The following is a 21278-nucleotide window of genomic DNA, read 5'->3' on the forward strand; positions in this document are numbered from 1 at the left end:
TAGAGTCGGCATATTTGGTTCGAACATCCCCATGACCGCTGAACTATCCACCGGCGCTACCGATCGCGCCGATGTGCCGGCCAGAGCCGTGCTCCTGCTGCCGCTGACGGTCGCCTGCGGCGTGTTCATGACCAGCCTCGACCAGAATGTCGTGGTGACGGCGCTGCCGGGCATCAGCGAAAGCCTTGGCCGTCCGCCAAGCCAGCTCGGCCTGCTGATCACCGTCTACGTCGCCAGCCTGATCATCTCGATGCCACTCGGCGGCTGGGCGGCCGACCGTTTCGGCCTGCGCAACGTCTATTGCTTTGCCTTGCTGGTGTTTGCCGCTTCTTCGGCCATGTGCGGGCTCTCGAACGACCTCTGGATGCTGGTTAGCGCCCGCGCGCTGCAGGGCTTCGGCGGCGCGCTGATGGGAACGCTCGGCCAGGTCGTCATCCTGTCGACCTTCCCGCGCAGCCGGACCTTGAAGATCAACATGTACATCTCGCTGGCCGGCCAGTCCGGACCGCTGGTCGGTCCGCTCGTCGGCGGCGCGCTGACCACCTACATCTCCTGGCGCTGGATCTTCTTCATCAACGTGCCGTTCGCGCTCGCGGCCGCAATTCTTGCCGCCTCGCTGTTCCCGACAATGACCAAGCCGGTGCGCACGCGGTTCGATTTTCCAGGCTTTTTGCTGGTCGGCAGCGGCATGGTGCTGCTGGTCTTCGGCATGGACTCGCTGGCGGCGAAAGACGCCGCCGGCGGCATCATCGCGGCCGAGCTTGCGCTGGCGCTCATCATCCTGACGGCCGCCTCCCTCTACTGCCTGCGCGTGCGCAATCCGCTGCTCGATCTCAAGCTCCTGCGCATCCGCACCTTCCGCATCTCGTTTCTTACTGGCGGCGGCCTTGACACGATCGGTCTCAGCTCCGTCGTCTTCCTGCTGCCGCTGATGTTCCAGCTCGGCTTCGGCATGAGCGCGGTGCAGGCGGGATCGCTGACCTTCGTGGCGGCGGTCGGTTCGGTGGGTATGCGTATCTTCATGCCACGCCTCCTCAACCGTTTCGGTTTTCGCCGCGTGCTGGTCTTGAACACGCCCGTGGTTGCCGCCATGGTCGCGGGCTTCGCCTTGGTGCAGGCAACGACCCCGGTGTGGATCACGCTCACCTACATCTTCGTCTTCGGAGTCTTCCGCTCGGTGCAATGGGCCTCAACCGGCAACCTCGCCTATTCCGACATCGCGCCCGAACAGCTCGCCCGTTTCAGCGCGCTCTACTATATCCTGTGGCAACTGGCGGTCGCCATCAGCGTCGGCCTGGCGGCTGCGATGCTGTCGTTTCTCGCCGGCGGCGGGCCGGCCGTCGCCAGCGACTTCCGGATCCTGTTCGTGATCGAAGGCGTCATCACGCTCTGCGCACTATCCGCCTATCTCAAGCTGACGCCGCAGGACGGCGCTCATGTCAGTGGCCACGGCGCGCACATGAATACGGAATAGCGGCTTGCGCCGGACGGGAGCCTATTCGCTGAACGTCACCCATTCCTCGAGCGGCTCACGCTCGGTGCGGAAGGCGTTCTCGGGCTTGGAAGTGTCTTCATAGCCGAGCGCCATGCCGCAGACGACGATCTCCTCGTCGGGAATGCCGAGCACCGGCCGGATCTGCCGGTGATAGGGCGCGAAGGCCGCTTGCGGACAGGTATGCAGACCCCTGCCCCGCGCCGCGACCATGATGTTTTGCAGGAACATGCCGTAATCGATCCACGAACCCTGGTTGAGCCGGCGGTCGATGGTGAAGATCATGCCGACCGGAGCGTCGAAAAAAACGAAGTTGCGGTCGTGCTGAGCGCGCATCTTGTCGACTTCCCTACGGCCTATGCCGAGCGCGCCGTACAGGCCGAAACCGTTGGCACGGCGGCGGGTGAGATAAGGCTCGAAGAACTGGGTGGGATAATAGCGATATTCGTCCCAGTCGGCTTTTTCCGCGCGGATGCCGGAATTCATGATGGCATCCGTGATCCGCTGCTTGCTCCCGCCCTTGGTAACGTAGACGCGCCACGGCTGCATGTTGGTGCCGGAAGGAGCGCGCGCCGCAACAGTCAGTATGTCACGGATCGTCTCGTCGTCGATCATGTCGGGCAGAAATGCGCGCACCGAACGGCGCGACATGATCGCATCGTCGACGATTTCGGCGTCAACCGCGATTCGAGCCTTCTTTTCCAGCATGGGCCGTCCCTTAGCCATGTTCTCGATCGGACGTCCCCACTCGCCGCTCGCGGCGGAGGCTTTGCATGAACCGTCAAAATCCTGCAAGCAAATCTTGAGCATTGGTGAAAATCTACTTGATTTTTTCATGAGCTTCATTTCTCATGAAATTCGACTGAACATTTTCATGAATTGAGCGATTTGGCCTCCCCTACCGCACGAACATTGCAGGGACCTGACGAACGAGTGCTGGCCGGCGACATCAGGGCGTTGCGCCGGGTGCGCGGGCTTACGCTGGCCGAGATCGCGCTGAAACTCGGCCGTTCGGTCGGCTGGGTAAGCCAAGTCGAGCGCGGCCTGTCGACGCCGTCGCTCAGCGACCTCAGGGCCTTCGCCGAGTTGTTCGGCGTGCCGATCAGCCTCTTCTTCAGCCATGACGTGCCCGTGGAAAGCGAGCGCGGCGTGGTGGTACGCGCCGGCAAGCGCCGCACGCTTGGCACCAGCGAATCCGGCCTCGTGGAGGAGCTTCTGTCACCAGACCTCGGTGGTACCTTCGAAATGGTGCGGTCTGTCTTCGCGCCGGGCGCGGAGTTGAAGAACGAGGCCCGCCGGCCGACCGAGGAGGCCGGATACATCGCGTCCGGGCAGTTCGACATCGAGATTGCGGGCGTCTGGCACCGGCTTGGCGAAGGCGACTCCTTCCGCTTCGAAGGCAAGCCTTACCGCTGGCGCAATCCAGGCAGCGAACCGGCGGTTGTCATCTGGGTGGTTTCGCCACCGGTCTATTGATGCATGTCGCCGACGACATGCATCCATAAAGCAAAAGAAGCGCGGCGCGCTTGAAGATTGGGAGAAGAACATGGCGGGTTTGCCGAGCACGGCGCGCGTGGTGATCATCGGAGGTGGCGTTGTCGGCACCTCGTCGCTCTATCACCTGGCCAAGGCCGGCTGGACCGACTGCGTGCTCCTGGAAAAGAACGAGCTGACCTCCGGCTCGACCTGGCATGCGGCCGGCAATGTGCCGACCTTCTCCTCCTCCTGGTCGCTGATGAACATGCAGCGCTATTCGACCGAGCTCTATCGTGGCCTGGCCGACGCCGTCGACTATCCCATGAACTACCATGTCACCGGCTCGCTCAGGCTCGCCCACACAAAGGAGCGCATCCAGGAATTCCAGCGCGCCAAGGGCATGGGCCGTTACCAAGGCATGGACATAGACGTGATCGGACTCGACGAGATCAAGCACCGCTACCCCTTCCTCGAAACGCATGAATTGAAGGGCGCGCTGTACGATCCGAGCGACGGCGACATCGACCCGGCACAGCTGACGCAGGCGCTGGCCAAGGGCGCGCGCGACATGGGTGCGAAAATCATCCGGTTCTGCCCCGTGACAGGCGTGCGCCGCGAAAAGGACGAGTGGGTGGTCGAGACGCCCCAAGGCGATATCCGCTGCGAGACCGTCGTCAATGCAGCCGGCTACCGTGCCGCCGAAGTCGGCAGGATGTTCGGCCGCGAAGTGCCGATGATGGTGATGAGCCACCAGTACATTTTGTTCGAGGAAATCCCCGAACTCGCCGCCTGGTCGAAGGAACAGGGCAAGAAGCTGCCGCTGCTGCGCGACGTCGATACCTCCTATTATCTGCGCCAGGAAAAGGCGGGCATGAATCTCGGCCCCTATGAGCGAAATTGCCGCGCGCACTGGGCCACCCACAACGATCCCATGCCGGACGATTTTTCCTTCCAGCTCTTCCCCGACGACCTCGACCGGCTGGAACATTACCTGGCCGACGCCGTCGCCCGTGTGCCGATCCTTGGCACCGCCGGCCTCTCCAAGGTCATCAACGGCCCAATCCCTTATGCGCCGGACGGCAATCCGCTGATCGGGCCGATGCCCGGCGTTCCCAACGCCTTCGAGGCTTGCGTCTTCACTTTCGGCATCGCCCAGGGCGGAGGTGCCGGCAAGGTGCTGGCCGAATGGGTGACGCAAGGCCAGACCGAATGGGACATGTGGTCGTGCGATCCGCGCCGCTTCACCTCCTTTGCTTCCGCGCCGGACTATTGCGTGGCCAAGGGCATGGAGATCTACGGCAACGAATACGCCATCCAGTTCCCGCGCCATGCCTGGCCGGAAGGACGTGACAGGAAACTGTCGCCGATCCACGATCGAATCAAGGCGCTGGGTGCCCGTTTCGACGCCTATAATGGCTGGGAACGCGCCACCTGGTACGCGCAAGACGGCGACGACGTCTCCGAGGAAGCAACGCTGACCTTCCGCCGCGACGGGCCTTGGCAGCAGCGCGTGCGCGAAGAGTGTCTGGCTGTCCGCGACGCCGCCGGCATCCTCGATCTGCCCGGCTTCTCGCGCTTCAATCTCGAAGGCCCTGGTGCCGCCGAATGGCTGAGCCGACAGGTGACCGGCCTGGTGCCGAAGCCCGGCCGCATCGGCCTGGTCTATTTCTCCGATGACAAGGGCCGCATCGTCACCGAAATGTCGGTGGTGCGCCATGGCGAGGAGTCCATGACGCTGATCACCGCGGCGGTGGCACAGTGGCATGACTTCGAATGGCTGAAATCGCACATGCCCGGGGATGCGGCGTTCAAGCTGATCGACCGGACGGAAGAATTCTCCACGCAGATCCTGGCCGGTCCCAACTCGCGAAAAATCCTTGCCGACGTCTGTGACGCCGACCTGACCTTGCCTTGGCTGACGCATCAGGAAACCAGGATTGCCGGGCGCTGGGCCAGGCTGGTCCGCGTCTCCTTCGCCGGCGAGCTCGGCTGGGAGATCCACACCAGGGTCGACGACACTGCCGCGATCTTCGATGCGATCTGCGCTGCCGGGCAGAATTATGGGCTGAAGCCGTTTGGCATGTACGCGCTGGATTCGCTGCGGCTCGAAAAAGGCTACCGCACCTGGAAGGGCGACCTGTCGACCGACTATTCGATCCTGCAGGGCGGTCTGGAGCGCTTCGTCAAATGGGAAAAGCCCGATTTCCGCGGCAAGGCGGCCCTCCAGAACGAAAAACAGCAAGGCGTGAAGAAACGCTTTGTCACGTTGGTGGTCGAAGATCCCGGCGATTGCGACGCGCCTTACATGTCGACGCTCTGGCACGACGGCCAGATCGTCGGCGAGACGACGTCGGGGGGCTGGGGCCATCGCGTCGACAAGTCGATCGCGCTCGGCATGCTGCGCGCCGACCTGACCGAACCCGGCACATCGGTGGAGGTCGAGATCTTCGGCGATCGCTTCACGGCGGTCGTGCAACAGGACGAGCCATTGTGGGATCCCAGGAACGAAAGACTGCGCGCATGAAGAACGTTGTCCTCACCGATGGCGGCATGGGCCAGGAGCTGGTGCGGCGCAGCCAGTCCGAGCCGACACCGCTGTGGTCGGCCAGGGTGCTGATCGACGAACCGAACCTTGTGCGCGGCCTGCATGCCGAATTCATCAACGCCGGCGCCCGCGTCATCACCATCAACACCTATTCGGCGACGCCCGAACGCCTGGCGCGCGAAGGTGCGGAAGACCTGTTCAAGCCATTGCAGAAGCGTGGCATCGAGCTCGCCAGGCAAGCGCGCGACGAGGCCGGCGACGCGGCGATCGCCGGCTGCCTGTCGCCGCTCTTCGGCAGCTACGCGCCGGCGCTGACGATCTCCTACCAGGAGACGCTCGACATCTACCGCCGCATCGTCGCCGAGCAGGCGGACGGTGTCGACCTGTTCCTTTGCGAGACCATGGCGTCGTCGGAGGAAGCGCGCGCGGCGGTCACCGCCGCATCGGAAAGCGGCAAGCCTGTCTGGGTGTCATGGACGCTGGCCGATCACGGCACGCCGCGCTTGCGCAGCGGCGAGACGATTGCGTCGTCGGCCGATGCGCTCGGAAATCTGCCGGTGGCGGCGCGACTGCTCAACTGCTGCCGCCCCGAGGCGATCGCGGCGGCCTTGCCTGAACTGATCGAGCTCGGCGGCCCGGTCGGTGCCTATGCCAATGGCTTCACGTCCACCGAAGCGCTCAAGCATGGCGGCACGGTGGATGTACTGCATGCCCGCCACGACCTCGGTCCGGATGCCTACGCCGACCAGGCCATCGGCTGGGTGGAAGCGGGTGCGGACATCGTCGGCGGTTGCTGCGAGGTCGGTCCTGCCCATATCGCCGCCTTGCGCGACCGGCTGCAACAGGACGGCTACGCGATCACGGGAGTCTCACATGCCTAAACCATCATCGCGCATCACCGGCATTGTTCCATCGGGCAAGGACGGCTGGGAAGTTCATTTCGCCGCCTGGGCCCGCAAGGAAGCCGGCGAGGACATTATCATGCTGTCGGTCGGCGACCACGATTTCGACACGCCGTCGGAGACGATTGAAGCCTGCGTTGCGGCGGTTCGCGGCAGCAACCATCACTACACGCCGCTGCCCGGCCTGCCGCGCCTGCGCAAGGCGATGGCGGCGGCCTCCAGCGCCTGCACCGGTGTCGAGACGACGCCGGAAGAGGTCATCGCCACGCCGGGCGGCCAGGCCGCACTTTACGCGGCCGTGCAGGCCGTTCTCGACCCGGGCGACCACGCCATCGTGGTTGCCCCCTACTATGCCACCTATCCCAACACCTTCAGTGCCGCCGGTGCCAGCTTCACCGTCGTCGAGACACCGGCCGAGGATGGGTTCCAACCGCGCGCGGACATGATCCGTGCGGCACTCAAGCCCAACACGCGCGCCATACTGATCAACACGCCGAACAACCCGACCGGTGCGGTCTATTCGCGCGAGCGGCTGGAACAGCTGGCCGAAATCTGCCGCGAGCACGATCTCTGGCTGCTGTCCGATGAGGTCTACTGGACGCTGGGCGGCGGCGAGCATGTCTCGCCGCGCTCGCTGCCCGGCATGGCCGAGCGCACGCTGGTGATCAATTCGATGTCCAAGAGCCACGGCATGACTGGTTGGCGCATGGGCTGGCTGACCGGTCCGGAAAAAATGATCACGCTGCTGATCAATCTCAATTTGGTGACGACCTACGGCCTGCCGGCCTTCATCTCCATCGCTTGCACCGAGGCGCTGGAGCAGCACCATGGCGTCAAGGACATCGCCGAACGCTACGCGGCGCGCCGCACCGTTCTGCTCGATGCCGTGCGCGGCATGAACGATGTCACGGTGCGCGGTTCCGAAGGCGGCATGTATGTCATGCTCGACATATCCGATGTCGAACCCGACGACGAGAAATTCGCCTTCGCCTTCCTCGACAAGGAGAAGGTCGGCGTCATGCCGGGCTCGAGTTTCGGCGAAGCCGCGGCCGGCCATATCAGAATTAGCCTGTGCCAGCCCGAACCCGTGCTCAGGGAAGCAGCCGCCCGGCTGCGCCGTTTCGTTTCCAGCTACCGTCGTGAGGCCGCATGACCGCCAGGAGCCTTCCCACGAAAGCCATCCCCACCAAGGCAAGGGCCGTCATCATCGGCGGCGGCGTCTCCGGCTGCTCGGTCGCCTACCACCTGGCCAAGCTTGGCTGGACCGACATCGTGCTTCTGGAGCGCAAGCAACTGACCTCGGGCACGACATGGCACGCCGCCGGGCTGATCGGACAGTTGCGCGGCTCGCAGAACATGACCCGGCTGGCGAAATATTCGGCCGATCTCTACGTCAAGCTGGAAGCAGAGACCGAGGTCGGCACCGGCATGCGCCAGGTCGGCTCGATCACCGTGGCGCTGACCGAAGAGCGCAAGCACGAGATCTACCGGCAGGCGTCGCTCGCCCGCGCCTTCGACGTCGACGTGCGCGAGATTTCTCCCAATGAGGTCAAGGAGATGTACCCGCATCTCAATGTCTCGGACGTGGTCGGCGCCGTGCATCTGCCGCTCGACGGCCAGTGCGACCCGGCCAACATCGCCATGGCGCTGGCCAAGGGTGCGCGCCAACGCGGCGCCACAATCGCGGAGAATGTGAAGGTCACCAAGGTCCATACGAAAAATGGCCGCGTCTCCGGCGTGTCCTGGGCGCAAGGCGAAGGCCAGGGCACGATCGAGACCGATATCGTCATCAACTGCGCCGGCATGTGGGCGCGCGACCTCGGCGCCCAGAACGGCGTGAACATCCCACTGCACGCCTGCGAGCACTTTTATCTGGTCACCGAGCCGATCCCCGGCCTTGGCCGCCTGCCGGTGCTGCGCGTGCCGGACGAGTGCGCCTACTACAAGGAAGACGCCGGCAAGATGATGCTCGGTGCCTTCGAGCCGGTGGCCAAGCCATGGGGCATGGACGGCATCCGCGAGGATTTCTGCTTCGACCAGTTGCCGGAGGACATGGACCATTTCGAACCGATCCTCGAAATGGGCGTTAGCCGCATGCCGATGCTGGCGACCGCCGGCATCCACACTTTCTTCAACGGCCCTGAAAGTTTCACCCCTGACGACCGCTATTATCTCGGCGAGGCGCCGGAGTTGCGCGGCTACTGGATGGCGACCGGCTACAATTCGATCGGCATCGTCTCGTCGGGCGGCGCCGGCATGGCGCTGGCGCAGTGGATCAACGATGGCGAAGCCCCGTTCGACCTGTGGGAAGTCGACATCCGCCGCACTCAACCCTTCCAGAAGAACCGCCGCTATCTCAAGGAACGCGTCTCCGAAACGCTCGGCCTGCTTTATGCCGACCATTTCCCCTATCGCCAGATGGCAACCTCGCGTGGTGTGCGCCGCTCTCCCCTGCACGAGCACCTGAAGGCGCGCGGCGCCGTGTTCGGCGAAGTCGCCGGCTGGGAGCGCGCCAACTGGTTCGCGCGTGAGGGCCAAGAGCGCGAATATCGCTATTCCTGGAAGCGGCAGAACTGGTTCGACAACCAGCGCGAGGAGCATCTGGCGGTCCGCAACAAGGTCAGTCTGTTCGACATGACGTCGTTCGGCAAGATCCGCGTCGAGGGCCGCGACGCCTGCGCCTTCCTGCAAAGACTCTGCGCCAACGACATGGATGTGGCGCCGGGCAAGATCGTCTACACGCAAATGCTCAACCAGCGCGGCGGCATAGAGAGCGACCTCACCGTGTCGCGGCTTTCGGATACGGCCTATTTCCTCGTCGTGCCGGGCGCCACGCTGCAGCGCGACCTCGCCTGGCTGCACCGGCATGTCGGCGACCAGTTCGTCATCATCACGGACGTAACCGCCGCTGAAAGCGTGCTCTGCGTGATGGGCCCGGATGCGCGAAAACTGATCCAGAAGGTCAGCCCCAACGACTTCTCCAACGAGAACAATCCGTTCGGCACGTTCCAGGAGATCGAAATCGGCATGGGCCTCGCCCGGGCGCACCGCGTCACCTATGTCGGAGAGCTCGGCTGGGAGCTTTACATCTCGACCGAACAGGCCGCCCATGTCTTCGAGGCCATCGATGAGGCCGGTGCCGATGTCGGGCTAAAGCTCTGTGGACTGCACACGCTCGATTCCTGCCGCATAGAAAAGGCTTTCCGCCATTTCGGACACGACATCACCGATGAGGACAATGTGCTGGAGGCGGGCCTCGGCTTCGCGGTGAAGACGGCCAAGGGCGATTTCATCGGCCGCGATGCCGTGCTGAAGAAGAAGGAGGCCGGATTGGACCGCCGCCTGGTCCAGTTCCGCCTCAAGGACCCGCAGCCTCTGCTCTTCCACAACGAAGCGATCCTGCGCGATGGCAAGATCATCGGTCCGATCACTTCGGGCAATTACGGCCACCATCTCGGCGGAGCGATCGGGCTGGGCTATGTGCCGTGCCAAGGGCAGAGCGAGGCGGATGTGCTCGCCTCGACTTATGAAATCGAGATCGCCGGCGAACGGTTTGCGGCTGAGGCATCGCTGAAACCGATGTACGATCCGAAATCGGAACGGACGAAGATGTAGCGGCGCTTTTTCCTTCTCCCTCGTTCACGGGGAGAAGGTGCTAATCTTTCAAAACCGCTCCAACTTCGCCCGCACCTTGACCAGAAACGCCGCTCGCGTCTTCGGCGTCGAGGCGTCCATCAAATAATGCGCCAGGAAGAACGTCTTGCAGCGCCTGGCGCACAGCGCCCGCATGCCGCGCAGCAAGGTCTTGCGCCCGGGCTGGCCGACGACGACGCTCCACCAGGTCGGCGCGCCGCAAGTGGTGATGACGCCGACCCTGGTGACATGCGTCATCAGCGACTTGATCCCTCCCCTGCCCGCCGGCAGCTTGAAGGCGACATCGGTCGCCCACACCCGGTCGAGCCAGCCCTTCAGCATCGCCGGCAGCCCGTACCACCAGGTCGGGTAGACGAACAGGATCGCCTCGGCCCAGTTGAGCAGTTCGAAATGCAGTTTCAGCGCCGGATCCTGCGGCGCCTGACTATTGTAGGTACGCCGCTCCTCGCAGCTCATCACCGGATCGAACTTTTCGGCGTAGAGGTCGAGCAGCCGCACGTCCCAGCCTCGACGCGTCAGCACATCCACGGCGATGTCGCGAATGGCGGCGCAGAAGCTCTCCGGCACCGGATGGCAATAGACGACAAGCGCACGCATCAGAATGCATCCATGCTGGCCGCGACCTTCGCCGTGAAGGACTTCCGGGTTTCATCGGTCGACAGGTTCATCGAATAATGCGCGAGGTAGGTCACCGGAGCACCCGGCTTTACCGTGGCGCGCAGCATGCGCTTGATCAGTTTTCGCGGCGGGTCGCCCATCAGAAAGGCGCGGAACCGGCTGCCGCCATAGGAGGTGACCGCCGCGACCTTTCTTATGTTGTGCAGCGACGGCTCCACCTTGCCGTCGACCAGCTTGAACGACACGCCCGGCAGGAAGACGCGATCGAAAAACCCTTTCAGGATCGCCGGGAAACCGTAATTCCAGACCGGATAGGAAAGCACCAGCGCATCGGCCCGCAACAGGCGCTCGACGTATGGCGCCGCAGGATCCCCGGGACCGCGGAAATTGTGATAATCCAGCCTCTCCCTGCGCGTCAGACGCGGATCGAAATCCTCGCCGTAGAGATCGCAGTCATCGATCGAATGGCCAGCCATCGTGAGCCGCTCGACGATCATCCGGTGCAGGCCGGCATTGAAGCTGGTCTCGACCGGATGGGCATAGAGGACGAGGATGTTCATTACCCAGCCTTTTGCAACCCCTTGAACAGGAACGTCCGGCCCGAACGGTAGTCATAGTCCGGGTTTTCCCAGGCGATCATCTTGCCGGGATTGAGCAGGCCTTGCGGGTCGGTCTCGCGCTTGAAGGCGAGTTGCACCGCGTCGGTCTGCTTCATGCCGCCCTCTTCCAGCGTGTAGCGGTGCGGGTTGAAGATCGGGCAGCCATTTTCCTCATGCAGGCGGATGATCTCGTTAAGCCGCGCCTCGGTGGTGAACTTGACCAGCGGCAGGCCGAAGCAGGTGATGTTGCCATCCAGCCGCACGAATTCGAGATGCGAGAACACTTCGCCGGGAAACATCGCATCCATTTTCTCTACCAGCGCCAGCTGGTTGGGAAAGGGATAGAGCGACTGCAGGTAGGTGACGGCGGGGTCGACGCGCAGCGCCCGGAGCGTCGTGTGGTTCCAGGCCAGCTCATAGGCCGGCGGCAGGCCCTTTTTCTCCTCCGGCGTCGCCGTGGTGGCGTTGTAGATCACCTCACCCCCGGCGCGGCGCGTAAAGGCCAGAAAAGCATCCAGCCCATGTTGCGCCACCATGACGACGCAGATGCTTTGACCTTCCCTGAAGAATTTCTGGTGCCGCTTGAAATAAAGCTGCGGCACGGGTGCCGCGATCGGCGTGATCAGCTTGGTCAGGATGCCGTCCTGGCAGGCCAGCGCATTGCCATAGCGCGCCGCATCCATGAATTGGTCGAAGCCGACGATGACGTCGATCCAGTCATAGGCCGCCGTCAGCGGCATCTCGACTTCCGAGATGATGCCATTGGTGCCATAGGCGTGGGTCACCTTGTGCAGGTCTTCGCCGGTGAGTTCGAGCACCCTCGGCTCGGCCTCCATCGTCACCACGCGCAGGCGCAGCACATTGCCGAAATCACGCAATCCGCCGAAATTGATCGAGCCGACACCGCCGGAGCCGCCGGCGATGAAACCGCCGATCGAGGCGGTGTTGTAGGTGGAGGGCGACAGCCGCAGCTCCTGCCCGGAATGCGCGCGCGTCGCCTTGTCGATGTCGGCCAGGACCGCGCCCGGTCCGGTCACCACGCGCCCCGGCGCGATCGACTTGATCTCGTTCATCTCGGCGAGATTGAGCACCACGCCGCCCGAAAGCGGCATTGCCTGGCCATAATTGCCGGTGCCGCTGCCGCGCGGCGTCACCGGCACGCCATGGCGATGACAGGCGGCAAGCACGCGGATCAGTTCGGCTTCGTTCCTGGGCGTCACGATGAGGTCGCCGGTGACATGGTCGAGCTGTTGTTTCAGGACCGGACTGTACCAGTAGAAGTCCCGGCTCTTCTGCTGGACGATGGCCGGATTGTCGTCGAGTTTTATCCCATCGAGATCGCGTTTGAGCGCCGAAACATCCATCATTCCACCATCAGCTCGTCGAGTTCGGCATAGTCGGGCAATTGCCGGTCTATCGCTCGCCCCGCACGCACGACGATGCGATCCGATTCGGGGCGCGACAGCAATTCCGTCCAGCTTCGACCTTTGAACAGCACGAAGTCGGCATCGCCTCCGGCGGTGAGCGTGCCGAAGCCATCGAGCCGCATCACATGGGCCGGCGTCGCGGTGACCGCCTGCGGCCAGTCGCCGACCGGATGATCGAAATGCAGGACGCGCGTCGCCATGCGGTAGACCTCCAGCATATCGAGATCGCCATAGGCATAGAAGGGATCGCGCGTGTTGTCCGAAGCGACGGCCACCGCAATGCCCCTCGCCTTCATCTCATGCAGCAGCGTCACGCCACGCCAGCGCGGTGTGGTTTGGTCAGTGCGACGGTCCTGCAAATAGAGATTGCACATCGGCAGCGACACGATTGCCAGCCCGGCCTTCGCCACCTTGTCCAGCGTGTCCAGCACCTCGAGATCGGGCTGGCGCGCCAGCGAGCAGCAATGGCCGACGAGGATGTTGCCCTCGAAGCCGTTCCACAGCGCCGCCTCGGCGATCTTCTTCAGCGAGATCGCGGCGATGTCGTCGGTCTCGTCGGCATGGAAATCAAGGTCGAGCCCGTGCTTGATTGCCTGCGCGAAAACGTGGTCGAGCAGCTCTTCCAGGTCCGGCACCATATAGGTGACGACGCCCAGCACGCCCTTGGCGGCGGCCACGCGTTTGGCCAGCCTGTCGAACCATTTCTTGTCGCGCACGCCCTCGATGCCGAGCAGGCAGGCACCTTGCAATTCGACGCGGCCACGCCATGCCTCGCGCATCGTCTCGAACACGGGCCAGGAGATTTCCTCCTGCGGCGCGACGCTGTCGATATGAGTTCTGAGCGCCCTGGTGCCATGCGCGTAGGCCGAGCGCAGCGAGAAATCCATGCGGCGCGCCACATCCTCGGCGCTCCAGCGCGCCACGCGGTCGGCGCCTGTGGCGTTCAGAGCGCCCGTGAAGGTACCGTCGGGATTGGGCTTTCGTGGCCAGATATGGCCCTTGTCGATATGCGTGTGGCAGTCGACGAAACACGGCAGCACGATACGGCCGGCAAGGTCGATGGCGCCCGCCGGGACCTTCGATGCGGCCTGCACGGCGATGCTGGAAATCTTGCCGTCCGCGACGGTAATGTCGGCAGGGGCGAAACCGTCGCTGTCGAAGGTCGCAGCCAGACCAAGCGTGACAGATTGATGAACACGCGCGTTGGCAAGGCGGTAGGAGCCAGAGGCTGGTATCAAGGTCTACCGCTCCTGCTTCAGCGCGCTTTCGTGCCAGCGCCGCAAAATGAGATGCGAAATCAGCGACAGCACGAGAAAGATCAGGATGCCTGTCAGCGATATCAGGAACAGCGCCGCGAACAGCCTTGGCGCGTTGAGCCGGTAACCCGCTTCGATGATGCGCGAGGCAAGCCCGGACGACTGGCCGGTGGCGCCGGCGACGAACTCGGCCACCACGGCGCCGATCAGCGACAGGCCGCCGGCGATCTTCAGCCCGCCGAGGAAATACGGCATAGCCGCCGGCAGCCTGAGATAGCGCAGTTGCTGCCAGCGCGTCGCGCCGTTGAGCTTGAACAGGTCGCGCAGGTTGCGGTCGACCGAGTTGAGGCCGAGCGTGGTGTTCGACAGGATCGGGAAGAAGGCGACGATCCAGGCGCAGAGCAGGAGCTTGGTCGTCTGATTGTCGACATAGATGTTGATCAGCGGAAAGATCGCCACGATCGGTGTCACCTGCAGCACGATGGCGAAGGGGAAGAACGACATCTCCACCCATTTCGACTGCGCGAACAAGACCGCCAGGCCGACGCCGCCGACAACCGCCAGCAGCAGGCTGAGGAAGGTGATGCGCAAGGTGACCAGCAGTGCGGAAAACAGCAGGCCGGCATCGTTGTAGAGCGTTGTCAGCACGACGCCGGGGCGCGGCAGGATGTATTGCGGGATCTCGTTCCACACGCAGATGCGGTCCCACAGCCAGATCGCCAGGATCATGATCGCCAGCGGCAGAACCCAGCGGCCGATCCGCTCAAACCGCTCCTGGCGCACGCGGCGCGCTTCCTCGGGGTCGAGTTTCAACGTGCCGTCAATGGCTGTCATGATGCGAGCCCGCTGTTGAATTGATGGCATTGACCAGCACATCCGAGGCTTGCCGGCAAAGGGCCGCATAGTCAGGCGAGGTGCGAAACGCCTCATCGCGCGGATAGGACGCCTCGATCGCGAGTTCGTCGAACACCCGCCCCGGCCGAGCCGCCATGACGACGACGCGGTTGGAGAGAAACACGCTTTCGAACACACTGTGGGTAACGAAGACGACGGTGAAGCGCTCGTCTTGCCACAGTTCCAGCAGGTCGTTGTTGAGCTTGAAGCGGGTGATCTCGTCGAGTGCCGCGAACGGCTCGTCCATCAACAGCACGCGTGGCTTGGTCACCATGGCGCGCGCGATCGAGACGCGCATCTTCATGCCGCCGGAGAGTTCGCGCGGCACGGCGTCCTCGAAGCCGGTGAGGTGCACCCGCGCCAGCATCTCCGATATCGCCGGGGCGGCCTTGGCGCGGGAAATGCCTTTCAGCCTGAGCGGCAGCCAGACATTGTCGAAGACGCTGGCCCAGGGCAGCAGCGTCGGCTCCTGGAAGACGAAGCCGATATTGGCACGGTCGAGCGAGCCGCCGCCGCGCCAGTCGAGCACGCCGGATGTCGGCGTGGACAGGCCGGCAATCAGCCGCAGCGCCGTCGACTTGCCGCAGCCCGACGGTCCGAGCAGGCTGAGGAAATCGCCTTCCCGGATCGTCAGGTCGACATCGCTGAGCGCCGTCACGCCGTTGGAAAAGACCTTGCCGACGCCACGCAGCGCCAGCAAGGTCGGAGCCATGTCCGAGGCGGGCGTTTGCGCCACCTGTTCCCGCATCATGCCGGGCCGGCCTATTTCTTCAGCTCGAGCCCGACCCCCTTGTTGATGAAGGCCAGCGTGTAGGCTTTCGTGATGTCGATGCCTTCAGGCGTGACCTTGGCCTTGACCATCTTGTCGTAGAAGCTCTTGATCCGTTCTTCCTTCATGGCGCCGATGCCGAGCTTCTCGGTGTCGCCGGAATCGGCCAGGCCGAACTTCTTCATCTGCTCGATCGAGAAAGCGATCTGCTCGTCGCTCATGTCAGGATTGTCTTTCTTGATCATGTCGTTGGCGGCCTTGTTGTCGCCGTAGAGGTACTTGTACCATCCCTTGGCCGAGCCATCGACGAAGCACTGGACAACCTCAGGTTTCTTGTCGATCGTCTCCTGCATCACCTCGATCGTGGTCGAATAGGTGTCCCAGCCGTAGTCGGCGAGCAGGAACTGGTTCGGCACGAAGCCGCCTTCCTTCTTGACCGCGAACGGCTCCGAGGTGACGTAGCCCTGCTGGATAGACTTCTTGTTGGCGAGGAAAGGGGCGGTGTTGTAGGTGTAGGGGACGCGCTTTGAAGCGTCGAAACCGAGCTCGATGACCATCCACTGGAAGAAGGTCTGCACGCCTTCGTCACCCAGAATGTACTGCTCGGCGTTCTTCAGGTCTTCCCATTTGTCGAGCCCCTCGCCGGGGTGGGACATGATGACCTGCGGGTCCTTCTGGAAGTCGGCTGCCACCACACGCATCGGAATGCCTTGCTGGACGGCGTCGAAGGCCGACAGCAGATTGCCGCCCATGTAGAAATCGATCTTGCCGGCGAGCAACATCGGCCGGCCGCTGACCTGCGGGCCGCCCTGCATGATGGTGACGTCGAGACCGCAGGCGGCATAGGTGCCATCGGCCACGGCCTGGTAGTAGCCGCCATGTTCCGGCTCGGCGAGCCAGTTGGTGCCGAAAGTGACTTTTTCATTCGCCGCCGCGCCCAGCGTGCTGGCCGCAAGCAGGGCCACCACCGCGGCCGAAATCTTCTGTTTCACGTACATTGACACCGCCCTTTATTTGCACCGGCGCGTTGCGCGCCGTGCTTGACACCAAAGATTCAAGAAGCAAGACACATGCCACCGGCGTCGCGCGCCGGGACCCGCCCGCCTGCACCACAGCCATCTGCGAAAGCCGGAAAGGTCGTGCTGCACCGAAGGGCATCGTGCCTATTTTTTGAACGCCTGTCCACAATCGCACCGGCGACATGCACCACCATCTTGATGGTGCAATGCATCCGGCCTTAGGCTGGCGATATCCAGGAGATTGCCATGTTCAAGTTCCTTACCCCGAAGTCGATCAAGCCACCCTTTGCCCGCTACAGCCACGGCGTCGAGGTGCCGGCCGGCAAGCGGCTGGTGCTGTGCTCGGGCCAGGTCGCCATCACGGCGGACGACCAGATACCGGAAGATGCCGGCGCACAGGCCGAACTCTGCTTCAGGAACATCGCGGCGGTTCTGGGCGAAGCCGGGCTGGGACTTGGCGACATCGTTCGCATCAACGCCTATGTCACCGACCGCGCGCATCTGCGGCCCTATATGGAGGTTCGCGACCGGCTGTTTTCGAGCCCGGCGCCAGCCTCGACGCTGATGATCGTTTCCGGCTTTGCCCGGCCCGAATTCAAGGTCGAGGTCGAGGCCATCGCGGCCGGGTGATCGACAGGCCGGCCGCACCGCGCTAGGTCTGAGCTGATCATTTGAAGAGGCGTGACATGACTGCTGGCAAGAAACGCGTATGGTGGGGCGACTACCGGACCACCGAATACGCCTCGATCGATCCCGAAGCCACGATCGCGGTGCTGCCGCTGGCGGCTATCGAGCAGCATGGACCGCATCTGCCTGTGTCGACCGACACTTCGATCATGAACGGCATGCTCGACACGGTGATTTCACGCTTGCCCGACGATCTCGACATCCGCATCCTGCCGGTCCAGGCGGTGGGCAAGTCGAACGAGCATCTGCACGCGCCGGGCACTCTCACCTTGCCGGCAACGACGCTGGTCGACGCCTGGACCGAGCTCGGCCTGTCGATCGCGCGCGCCGGCGTGCGCAAGCTCATCGTCGTCAATTCGCATGGCGGCAATGAGGAGATCATGGGCATCGTCACGCGCGAATTGCGCGTGCGCGAAAAGATGCTGGCGGTGAAGACCAGTTGGCAGCGCTTTGGCCGCCCGGCCGGCATGTACACCGAACTCGAGGATCGTCACGGCATTCATGGCGGCGATGTCGAGACGTCGCTGATGCTGCATTTCCGGCCCGATCTCGTCGACATGGGCAAGGCCGACAATTTCGTTTCCAACGTCGCCAAGGCCGAGCAGGAATTCTCGCTGTTGCGCCACACAGGCACCCACGCCTTCGCCTGGATTGCCGGGGATCTCAACCCGAACGGCGTGGTCGGCGACGCCAGCATCGCGACAGCCGAGAAAGGCCGGCTGACCGCGGAATATCAGGCTGACGGGTTCATCAACCTGGTGCGCGACGTGCGCAAGGCCAAGCTCGCGGAGTGGCTGAAATAGCTAACCGTCGATCTGGAGGGCGAACGGCGTGCCTTCAAAGGCGTCGGCGCCGCGCCCGATCGACTCGATCGCCTCGATCATGCGGCCGTTGCGCTCGAGCAGCGCGTCGGCCACCGCGATCAGCCGCGGATTGGGCGTCGCCGAAGGTGACAGCGCTCGCAGCGTCCGCGCCAGTTCCACCTCGTTGCGTTTCGGCGCCAAAGCCGCGGCGATGATATAGGCCGAGGCGGTCGAACGGCTGATGCCGGCATAGCAGTGCACCAGCATTGGTTTCGCCCGGTCCCAGCGGCGTGCGAAATCGAGCAGGTTACGGACATGCTCCTCGCCCGGCATGGTCATGCCGTCCTGCGCCACGGCGATGTCGTGCATGACCAGGTGCAGATGGTTTTCCCTTGGGATCGAGGCCGGTCGGACTACGTCCGTTCCGGCGGCGAGCAGCGACAGCATGCGGTCGGCGCCGGTCCTGGCCACCACTTCCTCGATTTTCGCCAGCGAGCAGACATGGATCATTGTTTGAAACCTTTCGACCGATCCTCGCGCCGCGACGCCCAATCGGCAAGGGCGGATTCGAGCCTGCGCCATTCCTCCTCGCTCCCCGGCAGGCCGGCGCGCAGGGTATGCGGCCGTTCGGAGAAATGCCGCAGCAGGATGCCGCCCTGGCCAAGCCCGGAAAACAGGCCGCCGGCATCGGGCAGGCTGAGATAGCGGAACAGCGTGGTGCCCCCCGCGACGGGAACGCCGAAACGGCTAAACAGCGCATCGAGCCGCACCGTCGCTTCCGCCAGCGAGGCCCGCATCGCATCCTGCCAATCGAGATCGGCGAGCGCGCGGATGCCATATTCCAGGGCCGGTCCTGCGACAGCCCACGGCCCGAACTGCATGTCCAGCCGTTCAGCCGTCGGCGCGTCGGCAAGCGCGAACCCGAGCCGCAGGCCGGCCAAACCAAAGAACTTGCCGAAGGAACGCAGCACGACGATGCCCCCCTGGCCGACATCGCCGGCGAGGCTGTGCTTGCGTGGACCGACATCCATGAACGCCTCGTCGATGACCAGCAGCCCGCCCTTGGCGCGAAGTCCAGCGGCCAGCACCAGCAACCGGTCGCGCTCGACGACGCGCCCATCGGGATTGTTCGGATTGACTATGATGGCGAGGTCGGCTTCCGCCAGCGCCGCGAAATCGCTGACCTCGACCACGTCGTGCCCGGCAATCGCCGCCGCCCGGGCGTGTTCGGCATAGGTCGGCCCCAGCACCATTGCCTTGCCGGGCCTCACCAGCGAGGCGACGCGCGGCAACAGGATCTGTGTGCCAGGGGCCGCCACCACGCTTGCTGGGGAAGGCGCGCCATAGGTGTTGGCCGCGATCTCTACCAGTTCGCGCCCACGCGCGGCCTCTGGCAATCGCCACAGCGAGGTGGCGGGCAGGTCGAAAAGCGGGTAGGAGTGCGGATTGATACCGGTCGAGAGGTCGACGAAAGGCAGCACGGCATTGGGGAAAAGCGCCCTTGCCCGGCCAAGACTTCCACCATGGTCCACCGCTCCTTCAAGAAGCTTCATGTCAGTCCTGATCGCTTTCCTGTCATTAATTGTCGAATTCGCCCTTGGTTATCCCGACTGGCTGTTTCGCGCCATCGGCCATCCGGTGACATGGTTCGGCAGGCTGATATCCTTTCTCGACTTGCGGCTCAACCGCGCCACTGATCCCGACGCGCTGCGTCGCCAACGTGGTGTCCAGGCGCTTCTGGTCATTGTGCTGGTACCTGCGATAGCAGGCCTTTGCGTGCAGCTTGTTCTGCTCTGGTTCGTCCCCCTGGGATGGATCATTGCCGTCTTTCTGGCGACATCGCTTCTGTCGCAGAAAAGCCTTTACGAGCATGTCGAAGCCGTCGCCGACGCGCTCGACAGCGGAGGCCTCGACATGGGCCGAGCCGCCGTTTCGCGGATCGTCGGCCGTGATCCCGAGACGCTCGACCGCGCCGGCGTCTGCCGCGCGGCGATCGAGAGCCTGGCGGAAAATTTTTCCGACGGCATCGTCGCCCCCGCCTTCTGGACCGGGGTCGGAGGGCTCGCCGGCGGCGCGGCCTACAAGGCGGCCAACACCGCCGATTCGATGGTCGGCCACCGGACTCCGCGCCATGAGGCCTTCGGCTGGGCGGCGGCGCGCTTCGACGACTGGATCAACCTGCCTGCATCGCGGCTGACGGCGCTGCTGATCGTGCTCGCTTCCCTCCTGGTCGAGGGCGCCGACCCCCGCGACGCCTGGCAGGCGGTGAGGCGCGACGCGAAAAAACACCGCTCGCCCAATGCCGGCTGGCCGGAAGCGGCCATGGCCGGCGCGCTCGGGCTGGCGCTCGCCGGACCACGCAGCTATGGCGGTGTCATGGTCGACGACATCTTCATGGGCGAAGGCGGGCGCCGAGATGTCGACAGCGGCGATATCAGGCGGGCGCTCAAGCTTTACCGGGTCGCGGACTACCTGCTGATCGGCTTGTTCGGCCTGGTCGCGCTGATCGCCGTTCTGGTTTTCTAGAACTCGATGCCTTGCTGCGCTTTCACGCCCGTCGAGAAATGGTGCTTTGTCACCCCCATCTCGGTGACCAGGTCCGCCGCCTCGACCAGCCCCGGCTTGGCGTTGCGGCCGGTGACGACGACATGCAGGCCTTCGCGGCGGGCCTTAAGCGCCGCAACCACCTTGTCGAGAGCGAGATAGTCGTAGCGCAAGGCAATGTTGAGCTCGTCGAGCACGACAAGGCTGATCGAAGGATCGCCGATCAATTCCAGAGCCTTGGCCCAGGCGGCCTCGGCGGCAGCGATGTCGCGCTTCAGGTCCTGCGTCTCCCAGGTGAAACCCTCGCCCATTGCGTGCCAGACGACACGGTCGCCAAAGACGGCAAAGGCGTCCTTCTCGCCGGTGTGCCACTTGCCCTTGATGAACTGGACGACGCCGACGCGCTTGCCGTAGCCGAGCACGCGCAGCGCGAGACCGAAGGCGGCCGTGGTCTTGCCCTTGCCGGGACCGGTGTTAACGATCAGCAACCCTTTCTCGATCGTCTTGCCCGCAACCTCGGCGTCCTGCACTGCCTTGCGCTTGGCCATCTTGGCGCGATGGCGTTCTTCATCCTTGTCGTCGATATCGGTCAT

At 63.9% G+C, this 21278-nt stretch carries 20 protein-coding genes; 9 read left to right on the plus strand and 11 right to left on the minus strand.

Features of this window, described 5'->3' with window-relative positions; genetic code table 11:
* Window positions 1–31 precede the first annotated feature (31 nt).
* On the plus strand, window positions 32–1474 hold the full coding sequence (locus FJ527_RS05445; RefSeq protein ID WP_140714806.1) for an MFS transporter: 1443 nt from the start codon (window positions 32–34) through the stop codon (window positions 1472–1474).
* A 21-nt stretch (window positions 1475–1495) separates the two neighbouring features.
* Here the strand turns inward: FJ527_RS05445 and FJ527_RS05450 are convergent, their stop codons facing one another.
* A complete protein-coding gene (locus FJ527_RS05450) occupies window positions 1496–2200 on the minus strand; it encodes a nitroreductase (protein ID WP_041163815.1) in 705 nt (234 codons plus the stop codon).
* 171 nt (window positions 2201–2371) lie between these two features.
* On the opposite strand from FJ527_RS05450, the gene FJ527_RS05455 reads away from it, so the two are divergent.
* From FJ527_RS05455 to FJ527_RS05475, 5 genes are all read left to right on the plus strand, one after another.
* Window positions 2372–2968, plus strand: coding sequence for an XRE family transcriptional regulator (locus tag FJ527_RS05455; protein ID WP_224682457.1), 597 nt, complete (start codon window positions 2372–2374; stop codon window positions 2966–2968).
* A 70-nt stretch (window positions 2969–3038) separates the two neighbouring features.
* Window positions 3039–5492, plus strand: coding sequence for an FAD-dependent oxidoreductase (locus tag FJ527_RS05460; protein ID WP_140822070.1), 2454 nt, complete (start codon window positions 3039–3041; stop codon window positions 5490–5492).
* The gene (locus FJ527_RS05465; RefSeq protein WP_140822072.1) at window positions 5489–6394 is read left to right on the plus strand and encodes a homocysteine S-methyltransferase family protein; all 906 of its coding nucleotides are present in this window, start codon (window positions 5489–5491) and stop codon (window positions 6392–6394) included. Before FJ527_RS05460 ends, FJ527_RS05465 begins: the two co-directional genes overlap by 4 nt.
* Window positions 6387–7568 (plus strand): pyridoxal phosphate-dependent aminotransferase, encoded by a 1182-nt coding sequence (locus FJ527_RS05470; RefSeq protein WP_140714798.1) that lies wholly within the window; start codon window positions 6387–6389, stop codon window positions 7566–7568. The genes FJ527_RS05465 and FJ527_RS05470 overlap by 8 nt, the downstream gene beginning before the upstream one ends.
* Complete coding sequence (locus FJ527_RS05475; RefSeq protein ID WP_140714796.1) at window positions 7565–10030, plus strand: FAD-dependent oxidoreductase; 2466 nt, start codon at window positions 7565–7567, stop codon at window positions 10028–10030. Before FJ527_RS05470 ends, FJ527_RS05475 begins: the two co-directional genes overlap by 4 nt.
* Window positions 10031–10078: 48 nt before the next feature.
* On the opposite strand, the gene FJ527_RS05480 is transcribed toward FJ527_RS05475, so the two are convergent.
* The 7 genes from FJ527_RS05480 to FJ527_RS05510 are packed head-to-tail and all read right to left on the minus strand — an operon-like array spanning window position 10079 to window position 16630.
* Entirely contained in the window at window positions 10079–10666 is a 588-nt protein-coding gene (locus FJ527_RS05480) for an NAD(P)H-dependent oxidoreductase (RefSeq protein WP_140822073.1), read from the minus strand.
* Entirely contained in the window at window positions 10666–11247 is a 582-nt protein-coding gene (locus tag FJ527_RS05485; protein ID WP_140822076.1) for an NAD(P)H-dependent oxidoreductase, read from the minus strand. Before FJ527_RS05485 ends, FJ527_RS05480 begins: the two co-directional genes overlap by 1 nt.
* Window positions 11247–12650 carry an FAD-binding oxidoreductase gene (locus FJ527_RS05490; protein WP_140822404.1) on the minus strand — a complete coding sequence of 468 codons (1404 nt, stop codon included), beginning with the start codon at window positions 12648–12650 and terminating at the stop codon, window positions 11247–11249. The genes FJ527_RS05485 and FJ527_RS05490 overlap by 1 nt, the downstream gene beginning before the upstream one ends.
* The gene (locus FJ527_RS05495; protein ID WP_140822078.1) at window positions 12650–13951 is read right to left on the minus strand and encodes a cytosine deaminase; all 1302 of its coding nucleotides are present in this window, start codon (window positions 13949–13951) and stop codon (window positions 12650–12652) included. The genes FJ527_RS05490 and FJ527_RS05495 overlap by 1 nt, the downstream gene beginning before the upstream one ends.
* Window positions 13952–13954: 3 nt before the next feature.
* Window positions 13955–14803, minus strand: coding sequence for an ABC transporter permease (locus FJ527_RS05500; protein ID WP_015317384.1), 849 nt, complete (start codon window positions 14801–14803; stop codon window positions 13955–13957).
* Window positions 14790–15614, minus strand: coding sequence for an ABC transporter ATP-binding protein (locus FJ527_RS05505; RefSeq protein ID WP_140822080.1), 825 nt, complete (start codon window positions 15612–15614; stop codon window positions 14790–14792). The genes FJ527_RS05500 and FJ527_RS05505 overlap by 14 nt, the downstream gene beginning before the upstream one ends.
* Before the next feature lie 11 nt (window positions 15615–15625).
* On the minus strand, window positions 15626–16630 hold the full coding sequence (locus tag FJ527_RS05510; protein ID WP_015317382.1) for an ABC transporter substrate-binding protein: 1005 nt from the start codon (window positions 16628–16630) through the stop codon (window positions 15626–15628).
* Window positions 16631–16897: 267 nt separating this feature from the next.
* Between FJ527_RS05510 and FJ527_RS05515 the strand changes: the two genes are divergently transcribed.
* Window positions 16898–17281, plus strand: a complete 384-nt coding sequence (locus FJ527_RS05515) for a RidA family protein (protein ID WP_140615865.1) — start codon at window positions 16898–16900, stop codon at window positions 17279–17281.
* Window positions 17282–17337: 56 nt separating this feature from the next.
* Window positions 17338–18141, plus strand: a complete 804-nt coding sequence (locus tag FJ527_RS05520; protein ID WP_140615863.1) for a creatininase family protein — start codon at window positions 17338–17340, stop codon at window positions 18139–18141.
* On the opposite strand, the gene FJ527_RS05525 is transcribed toward FJ527_RS05520, so the two are convergent.
* Both FJ527_RS05525 and cobD read right to left on the minus strand, forming a co-directional pair.
* Window positions 18142–18651, minus strand: coding sequence for a tyrosine phosphatase family protein (locus FJ527_RS05525; RefSeq protein WP_140822082.1), 510 nt, complete (start codon window positions 18649–18651; stop codon window positions 18142–18144).
* Window positions 18648–19694: a threonine-phosphate decarboxylase CobD gene (gene cobD, locus FJ527_RS05530; RefSeq protein ID WP_140822084.1), complete on the minus strand. Its 1047-nt coding sequence runs from the start codon at window positions 19692–19694 to the stop codon at window positions 18648–18650. The genes FJ527_RS05525 and cobD overlap by 4 nt, the downstream gene beginning before the upstream one ends.
* Between cobD and cbiB the strand changes: the two genes are divergently transcribed.
* Window positions 19693–20667 carry an adenosylcobinamide-phosphate synthase CbiB gene (gene cbiB, locus FJ527_RS05535; RefSeq protein WP_140822086.1) on the plus strand — a complete coding sequence of 325 codons (975 nt, stop codon included), beginning with the start codon at window positions 19693–19695 and terminating at the stop codon, window positions 20665–20667. The two genes, cobD and cbiB, sit on opposite strands and share 2 nt — an antisense overlap.
* On the opposite strand, the gene cobO is transcribed toward cbiB, so the two are convergent.
* Complete coding sequence (cobO, locus tag FJ527_RS05540; RefSeq protein ID WP_140822088.1) at window positions 20664–21278, minus strand: cob(I)yrinic acid a,c-diamide adenosyltransferase; 615 nt, start codon at window positions 21276–21278, stop codon at window positions 20664–20666. The genes cbiB and cobO overlap by 4 nt on opposite strands.

This window comes from Mesorhizobium sp. B2-4-18 (genome assembly GCF_006441385.1).
In the GTDB taxonomy this organism is placed as follows: Bacteria; Pseudomonadota; Alphaproteobacteria; order Rhizobiales; family Rhizobiaceae; genus Mesorhizobium; species Mesorhizobium australicum.

Bases quoted from the DNA above. Each gene is read 5' to 3' on its own strand.
- FJ527_RS05445 (WP_140714806.1), top strand. From the start codon at position 32: ATGACCGCTGAACTATCCACCGGCGCTACCGATCGCGCCGATGTGCCG.
- FJ527_RS05450 (WP_041163815.1), bottom strand. From the start codon at position 2,200: ATGCTGGAAAAGAAGGCTCGAATCGCGGTTGACGCCGAAATCGTCGAC.
- FJ527_RS05460 (WP_140822070.1), top strand. From the start codon at position 3,039: ATGGCGGGTTTGCCGAGCACGGCGCGCGTGGTGATCATCGGAGGTGGC.
- FJ527_RS05465 (WP_140822072.1), top strand. From the start codon at position 5,489: ATGAAGAACGTTGTCCTCACCGATGGCGGCATGGGCCAGGAGCTGGTG.
- FJ527_RS05470 (WP_140714798.1), top strand. From the start codon at position 6,387: ATGCCTAAACCATCATCGCGCATCACCGGCATTGTTCCATCGGGCAAG.
- FJ527_RS05475 (WP_140714796.1), top strand. From the start codon at position 7,565: ATGACCGCCAGGAGCCTTCCCACGAAAGCCATCCCCACCAAGGCAAGG.
- FJ527_RS05480 (WP_140822073.1), bottom strand. From the start codon at position 10,666: ATGCGTGCGCTTGTCGTCTATTGCCATCCGGTGCCGGAGAGCTTCTGC.
- FJ527_RS05485 (WP_140822076.1), bottom strand. From the start codon at position 11,247: ATGAACATCCTCGTCCTCTATGCCCATCCGGTCGAGACCAGCTTCAAT.
- FJ527_RS05490 (WP_140822404.1), bottom strand. From the start codon at position 12,650: ATGGATGTTTCGGCGCTCAAACGCGATCTCGATGGGATAAAACTCGAC.
- FJ527_RS05500 (WP_015317384.1), bottom strand. From the start codon at position 14,803: ATGACAGCCATTGACGGCACGTTGAAACTCGACCCCGAGGAAGCGCGC.
- FJ527_RS05505 (WP_140822080.1), bottom strand. From the start codon at position 15,614: ATGATGCGGGAACAGGTGGCGCAAACGCCCGCCTCGGACATGGCTCCG.
- FJ527_RS05510 (WP_015317382.1), bottom strand. From the start codon at position 16,630: ATGTACGTGAAACAGAAGATTTCGGCCGCGGTGGTGGCCCTGCTTGCG.
- FJ527_RS05515 (WP_140615865.1), top strand. From the start codon at position 16,898: ATGTTCAAGTTCCTTACCCCGAAGTCGATCAAGCCACCCTTTGCCCGC.
- FJ527_RS05520 (WP_140615863.1), top strand. From the start codon at position 17,338: ATGACTGCTGGCAAGAAACGCGTATGGTGGGGCGACTACCGGACCACC.
- FJ527_RS05525 (WP_140822082.1), bottom strand. From the start codon at position 18,651: ATGATCCATGTCTGCTCGCTGGCGAAAATCGAGGAAGTGGTGGCCAGG.
- cbiB (WP_140822086.1), top strand. From the start codon at position 19,693: ATGTCAGTCCTGATCGCTTTCCTGTCATTAATTGTCGAATTCGCCCTT.
- cobD (WP_140822084.1), bottom strand. From the start codon at position 19,694: ATGAAGCTTCTTGAAGGAGCGGTGGACCATGGTGGAAGTCTTGGCCGG.
- cobO (WP_140822088.1), bottom strand. From the start codon at position 21,278: ATGACCGATATCGACGACAAGGATGAAGAACGCCATCGCGCCAAGATG.